Annotated in this window: 1 pseudogene; it reads left to right on the top strand. The window is 64.2% G+C overall.

Annotated elements, in window-relative coordinates:
* Nucleotides 1-7: 7 nt before the first annotated feature.
* Nucleotides 8-299: pseudogene (locus PZH32_RS13030) on the top strand (sodium-dependent transporter); the annotation flags it as partial.

The following is a 299-nucleotide window of genomic DNA, read 5'->3' as shown; positions in this document are numbered from 1 at the left end:
CGATCTTATCCCCACCACCGGGCAATCTACCGCCACCGCCCCCCGCGAGCACTTTGCCTCACGCCTGGGCTTCATCCTTATCAGCGCCGGCTGCGCCATCGGCCTGGGAAACGTCTGGCGCGTCCCCTATATTGCCGGCGAATACGGCGGTGCGGCCTTCATCCTGCTGTACCTGGTGTTCCTGGTTATCCTGGGGCTGCCTGTCATGGTCATGGAGTTCGCCGTGGGCCGCGCCTCCCAGCGCTCGGCCGCCATGGCCTTCGACATTTTGCAGCCCTCCCGTCGATGGAATTGGTTCA

Source organism: Adlercreutzia equolifaciens, from assembly GCF_029076695.1.
GTDB lineage: Bacteria > Actinomycetota > Coriobacteriia > Coriobacteriales > Eggerthellaceae > Adlercreutzia > Adlercreutzia equolifaciens_A.
Note: the sequence above shows the minus strand (reverse complement) of the source record. Positions and strands in the feature narration are given on the sequence as shown.